Below are 4,745 nucleotides of genomic sequence, written 5' to 3' on the forward strand. Positions count from 1 at the left end.
ACCTGACCCGCGAGGTCGACCGCTGGCCGCACTTCGCCACAGCGGCCCACCGCAGCGGCTTCGGCGCGGTCCAGGCCCTGCCCATGCGCCTGCGGGACGAGACCGTCGGCGCTCTGAACCTCTTCCGCGCCGACCCCGGCCCTTTCGATCCTGCCGCCACCCTCATCGGCCAGGCCCTGGCCGACGTCGCCACCATCAGCCTCCTGCAACAACGCACCACCCACCGCAGCACCGTGCTCAACGAACAACTGCAGACAGCGTTGAACAGCCGCGTGCTGATCGAGCAGGCCAAGGGGAAACTCGCCGAACGCCAGGGCATCGACATGGAACAGGCGTTCACCGCACTGCGTGGCTACGCCCGCGCCCACAACCGACGCCTGTCCGACGTGGCCCGCGCCTTCATCGACGGCACGGAACCCCTTCACGGCCTGGTGCCCTGACACCGCCGCCGAGGCGGCGAACGCACGCAGCTGCCCCGGTCGAGACGATCGCCTCCGGCCGCTGCCTGGTAGCGAGGGTCAACGGCGAGATGGACTACCTGACCGACCCGGTGTTTCGCCCGCGGTTCAAGGAACTGCTCTCGCGGGACAAACAAACCTCTTCATCGTGCTGAACCTGTCCAATGTCTCGTTCTGTGACTCGGCCGGGCTGAACGTCCTGCTCGGAGCCTGGCGGCAGGCGGCCGAGTGCGGGGTTGTGCTGGTGCTGGCGTGTGTGCCCGAGCCGTTGCGGCGGATCCTGCAGCCGATGGCGGCCGTCCCGCCCGATGTTCTACGCGCGGCTGCGCTTCGGCGGAGGGAGGCTAGGTCCGGTTGACCCGGCCGGCCACCGCGTGACCGATGAGCAGGTAGACGACAGCGGGCAGGCCGTAGGTGACCACGGTGCGCCAGTTGTCCGAGTCGATGGTGAACAGGTCGTGCGACCAGCCCGAGAGCCAGTTCGCCGCGTCGTGGACCCAGGAGACCGCATCGTTGGCGGTGTTGGCGTCGAACAGGTAGAAGACGATCCACAGGATCAGGATCAGTGCCGTGATGTCCGCGATGAGGAGGATGACCGTCCCCGCGGGGTTGCCGCCGTAGCGTCTGGACATGTCCAACGACTAGCCCTTACAGCAGAGTTGAAACCTCGCGGCCCCCACCGCCCGTGGCCTGTTCAGAGGCGCTGCATCAACTCGCCCCTGCCGTCCCTGCTGTCTCGAACCCGTGTGGTGACGGCCCGGTCCAAGGACGAGCCTGCGGGAGGATCTGGCAGATCTGGCCTGGGTCACCGTGTTACAGGTGGCGCCAGCGCGCCGAGGCGAAGGAGAAGACGCCGAAGAGAATCAGCCCGATCGCGACGGCGACCAGGAGCCACGGTCCCACCGGTGTCTGCGTGAAGCTCCGGAGCGTCGCGTCCACGCCCTTGGCCTCGTTCGGGTCGAAGCGGACGGCTGCCACCAGGATGAATGTCCCGGCCGCCGCGAACACCACGCCCCGTGCCACGCCTCCGACCACGCCCAGAGCGGTGACGACCTGCTTCGTACGGTGGCTCATGGTGCCGGTGTCCAGCTGCTTCAGGAAGCGCCGCATGGCCGCCCGGACGGCGAGTACCCCGCCGATACCGATCAGCAAGCAGCCCGCGGCACCCACCAGCACCCGGCCGTACGACAGTTTGAGCGCCGATGCCGTCCAGTCCTGCGACTGCGCGTTGCCACTGGAACCCTGGCCGCCCCCGGCAGCGTACGCGGCGGTGGCCCAGCAGACGAAGGCGTAGAAGACCGCCCGCCCGCCGTCAAGGACTCGCGAACCCACCTTCCGCCGAGGACCCCTGGTGAGGAGCGCGCGGGTACCCCGCCACAACGCCATGCATCCGAAGCCGACCACCATCGCCCACAGCATCACCTCCCCGAAGGGCTGCGCCGCGACCTGAGCCAGCGCGCCCTGCCGGTCAGCCGACTCCCCTCCGCTGCCGAGAGCAATCCGAATGGCGAGGGCACCGATCAGTACGTACACGATGCCGCGGGCGACGAACCCCGCTCGTCCTGCGGCAGTCAGCGTCTCGTTCTGGGTGGAACGGGCCGCGGACTTCGCGGCCTGGCCGCGCCCTTGCGTGTTGGACGAGGTCACGATGTCCTCCCCATGGCGTGGGCGCGCGATGCGCGTCCCCCGCCCCCAAGTGCCCCGGGCCGGGGGTTTGATGCGCGCACTCGACGAGTGACAGCCGGAGGGGCACCAACTGAGTCATCGGTCATCGTCCTGGGCGTCACCGGCACAGCACTGGCCACTCCCGGCCTGGGCCCGCTGCCGGCGTCTGCGCTGCACGAGGAACTCCCGCGGTTGTCCCGGCCTCAGGGCCGTCGTCGCCGTGCGCCCTGTCTCAGGGCCTGTGCCACGCGGGGGAGTTCCTCGTGCAGCAGGCGGCCCGCCAGCGCAGCGCCGAAGACGACGACGCCCACACCGACCAGCCAGGACTGGACGACCAGGACGGTTCCGAACGGACCGTAGGTGACGGCACTGGATGCGATCAGCGGTGAGAAGACGAGACGGGAGAAGACCCGAAGACCGAGCAGCCCGAGCGCCGATACCACCGCGCCGGGAAGGAGAGCGTTCCAGGCGATCCGCCCGCCGAGCAGCATCCGCTGCGACCACCAGAAGAACAGGACGGCGCTCAGTGTGGCGGCCAGCGTGCCGGCCGGTGAATGGCGCCACAGTGTGGTGGTGGCGGTCAGGTAGAGGGACCCGACGAGCACAGCGAGCCACAGCACGTGCCGCCATCTGGCGTACCAGCGGGCCGGAGGCAACTCCCAGATCTTCTCGTAGCCGGTCTGCACCGCCGCCCCGAAACCCAGACCGAAGACAGCCAGGGCGGCAAGGCCGAAAGCAGTCGTGGTCTCCAGCACCTGGCCGGGCCACGCGAACAACTTCCCGACCTCCTCCCTGGCGGCCCTCGACACGCCGAGCCCGTCCCCCAGCCACTGCGCGAACCCCCGCCCGTGCGCCGGATCAGCCGCCGAGACAACGATCAGCAAGGGCACCAGCGTGAGGAAGCCGAGCGCCGCAAAACCCAGCGACCTCGACCCCAGTTCGATCTCTCTGCTCCGCCGCCATCCGCGCTCGGCCGGCGAATCGCGGATCACACGGCACAGCCATACCGACACAGACGAGCGGTCCGCGGCCCCGGAAGACTTCTTCGGCATGCAGGTCGACTATCACATGTGGCGACATCACCGACAGCCGTGCACGCGCGAGCCGTCACCGCCGCTCCAGCGCGTGAAGGCGCCGCAACGCGCGAGCCCACTCGCGCCGTATCGCCTCCGGGAACTCCTGGCCCTTCGTGGTGGCGACCAGGGCCGCAGCCACGTCGCGGAGTTTGACGTTGCAGTGCTGCGACACGTCCACGAGCAGGTCCCAGGCCCGCTCGCTGGAACACGGTGCCAGGACCATCACCATGCCGCGCGCCTGGTCGATCACCGCACGACTCACCAGCGCCTGGCTCAACTGCTCATTTTTGACGCGTAGTTCGAGAACCTCGACAGCCAGGGCCGCGTTTCCCATCGACGTCACAGCCGTCAACAGCGGCTGTTCCTCGCGGGGCGTGGTCAGCTGGTGCATGGTGCGTACCTCACAACGCAGTCGTCGTGCCTATGGGTGGTCAGCGGCGCGCCAGTTGCCTCTCGCCCGCCGCCGCACCGGGCTGATAGGGCAGGCCGTAGTCCTTGAAGATCGCTTTCTCCCGGTCGGCGGGCAGCAGGCCGTCGATTCCGATGGAAGGAGCCTGCTTCACCAGCGTTCTCACATAGCCGGCCTTGAGCCGGACGTCTCATCTGTCGGTCGTGAGTCGCACCCCCGGTCTTCCGCGTAGAGCCGCCGCAGCGCACGCCGCAGCGCCCGCTGCATCAGCCGTGAGAGCGGCTCACCCTCCCAGGCGGCGACCACGGCCACGGCCACCTCCGGAAGTTTGGTGTTGCACTGCCGTGCCATGTCCACCAGCAGGTTCCTGGCCGGCCCACGGCGGCAGGGGGCCAGGACCATCACCATGCCGCACGCCTGGTCGATGACCGCACGGCCGGCCAGCGCCCGCCGCAGCTGATCATTCTCGGCGCGCAGCGCGACGACATCCTGACCGTCCGCATTCCCCGCCACGGCCTCGGCCCTCAGATCCCAACCAATTCTCCGGAAGCATGGTTGTGCGCTGCATGGCACGTACCTCTCGACGATTTCGGCGCGTCCGGCTGGGCGGAAGCCGTCCCGGAATCTCTGGATGTCGGGCAACTTCATCGCTCACCCGCGGCGTTCGTAGTCCCGACGGTCCTCACGCCTCCAGCGCGCCCGGTGCCGACGGCTGTAGCGACGGTCCCAGCGGTCCTGACGATCCCGGCGGTGCTCGTAGTCCCGGTACTGCCCGGCATCGGAACCGTCACCACGGATCCAGCCCCCGCCACGGTCACGGCCGTGCCGGGTGGCGCCGAAGACCAGCACGGCCGCGGCCACCCACCAGATGGGGTTGATGAAACCGAGGCCGAACAAGACCAAGATCAGGATGAGAAGCAGAACGAACACGGCAGACCTCCCGGAGCGGAACGGTGCATCACTGCCGGGGGCCCGGGCCTGTACGAACAGCGTAACCCTCCCCCGAGATTGCGGATAGCGCCCCATGTAACGGTCTTCCGCCCTGGACAGATGGCCACTTGACATCTGTCCAGGGGGCGCGGTGAGGGCTAGCGTGTGCGGTACGGCCCGAGCCCCCGGCAGCGTCGAACACCTCTC

At 68.8% G+C, this 4,745-nt stretch carries 9 protein-coding genes; 2 read left to right on the top strand and 7 right to left on the bottom strand.

Annotation, left to right across the window (positions count from 1 at the left end; genetic code table 11):
- A partial coding sequence (locus GAS53_RS54500; protein WP_151485249.1) for an ANTAR domain-containing response regulator occupies positions 1 to 440 on the top strand: 440 nt, incomplete at its 5' end.
- Between the two features lie 166 nt (positions 441 to 606).
- Positions 607 to 816, top strand: coding sequence for an STAS domain-containing protein (locus tag GAS53_RS58735; protein ID WP_225859726.1), 210 nt, complete (start codon positions 607 to 609; stop codon positions 814 to 816).
- Here the strand turns inward: GAS53_RS58735 and GAS53_RS54510 are convergent.
- The 7 genes from GAS53_RS54510 to GAS53_RS54540 all read right to left on the bottom strand — a co-directional run bounded on the left by GAS53_RS54510 (position 803) and on the right by GAS53_RS54540 (position 4,538).
- Positions 803 to 1,090: a hypothetical protein gene (locus tag GAS53_RS54510; RefSeq protein WP_151485250.1), complete on the bottom strand. Its 288-nt coding sequence runs from the start codon at positions 1,088 to 1,090 to the stop codon at positions 803 to 805. The genes GAS53_RS58735 and GAS53_RS54510 overlap by 14 nt on opposite strands.
- 181 nt (positions 1,091 to 1,271) lie before the next feature.
- A complete protein-coding gene (locus tag GAS53_RS54515) occupies positions 1,272 to 2,105 on the bottom strand; it encodes a DUF1206 domain-containing protein (protein WP_151485251.1) in 834 nt (277 codons plus the stop codon).
- A 221-nt stretch (positions 2,106 to 2,326) separates the two neighbouring features.
- Entirely contained in the window at positions 2,327 to 3,175 is an 849-nt protein-coding gene (locus tag GAS53_RS54520; RefSeq protein ID WP_151485252.1) for a YihY/virulence factor BrkB family protein, read from the bottom strand.
- 55 nt (positions 3,176 to 3,230) lie between these two features.
- Entirely contained in the window at positions 3,231 to 3,590 is a 360-nt protein-coding gene (locus GAS53_RS54525) for an ANTAR domain-containing protein (RefSeq protein WP_151485253.1), read from the bottom strand.
- A 40-nt stretch (positions 3,591 to 3,630) separates the two neighbouring features.
- A complete protein-coding gene (locus GAS53_RS54530) occupies positions 3,631 to 3,762 on the bottom strand; it encodes a hypothetical protein (protein ID WP_404829455.1) in 132 nt (43 codons plus the stop codon).
- 8 nt (positions 3,763 to 3,770) lie between these two features.
- Positions 3,771 to 4,121: an ANTAR domain-containing protein gene (locus tag GAS53_RS54535; protein ID WP_225859727.1), complete on the bottom strand. Its 351-nt coding sequence runs from the start codon at positions 4,119 to 4,121 to the stop codon at positions 3,771 to 3,773.
- Positions 4,122 to 4,259: 138 nt separating this feature from the next.
- Positions 4,260 to 4,538: a hypothetical protein gene (locus tag GAS53_RS54540; protein ID WP_151485255.1), complete on the bottom strand. Its 279-nt coding sequence runs from the start codon at positions 4,536 to 4,538 to the stop codon at positions 4,260 to 4,262.
- Between the last annotated feature and the right edge of the window lie 207 nt (positions 4,539 to 4,745).

The organism is Streptomyces albicerus, assembly GCF_008905045.1.
GTDB lineage: Bacteria > Actinomycetota > Actinomycetes > Streptomycetales > Streptomycetaceae > Streptomyces > Streptomyces albicerus.

Excerpts from the sequence above, each read along its gene's own strand:
- GAS53_RS54520 (WP_151485252.1), bottom strand. The coding sequence starts at position 3,175 with ATGCCGAAGAAGTCTTCCGGGGCCGCGGACCGCTCGTCTGTGTCGGTA.
- GAS53_RS54525 (WP_151485253.1), bottom strand. The coding sequence starts at position 3,590 with ATGCACCAGCTGACCACGCCCCGCGAGGAACAGCCGCTGTTGACGGCT.
- GAS53_RS54510 (WP_151485250.1), bottom strand. The coding sequence starts at position 1,090 with ATGTCCAGACGCTACGGCGGCAACCCCGCGGGGACGGTCATCCTCCTC.